Consider the following 706-nt stretch of genomic DNA (forward strand, 5'->3'; position numbering starts at 1 on the left):
TGCGCCGACCTCACCACTGAACGGATCGGCCAAGAACCGCTCCGCCGTCAGTTCGGGCCGGTTCAGATAGCCACGCGCGACCCCCGCCCCGCCAATGTAGAGCTCTCCCACCGCTCCCAACGGAACGGGCGCGCCATGGCCATCGAGCAGATACACACGCGTGTTCGCAATCGGACGGCCGATATGCGGCACTGCGTTTTCGATGGAGAGCCGTCCCGAGGTCGCCACGACCGTAGCTTCAGTAGGGCCATAGTTGTTTATCAGCTTTAAAGGCGGTGTTAGAGACGCGGGCATACGGTGGAGACGATCACCGCCAACAAGCAAGTACTCCAATGTGGGATTTACCAGCTTGTCTTCCAACGCGATTGTGGCCAGCGGCGTGATCAGAAAGGCGACTTCGAGCGATTGATCACGCCACCATTCTAGCAGGCGGAGCGAATCTCCCGCTGCCGCTCTGGGAGGTAGAAGCAATGTGCTGCCGTTGTATAACGCAGTCCATAGCTCCCAAGTGCTGGCATCGAATGCTAGTCCGGCAGTGAGTGCGCAACAGGTTTCTGGTTGAAGACAAAACGTTTGCACATGCCAAGCTATCAGATTGACTAATCCGCGATGCTCGATCATGACTCCCTTTGGGGTGCCGGTAGATCCCGAGGTGTAGATCACATAGGCGAGATGGCGCGAGGTCAGGCCAAGCGCACGCGGGTCG

Annotated in this window: 1 protein-coding gene; it reads right to left on the reverse strand. The window is 58.6% G+C overall.

Annotated features, from left to right (window positions below):
• The coding region (locus tag IVA74_RS06145) for an AMP-binding protein (RefSeq protein ID WP_276577028.1) at window positions 1–687 on the reverse strand (687 nt) is incomplete at its 3' end.
• Window positions 688–706 lie beyond the last annotated feature (19 nt).

Source organism: Bradyrhizobium sp. 132 (assembly GCF_023074185.1).
GTDB lineage: Bacteria > Pseudomonadota > Alphaproteobacteria > Rhizobiales > Xanthobacteraceae > Bradyrhizobium.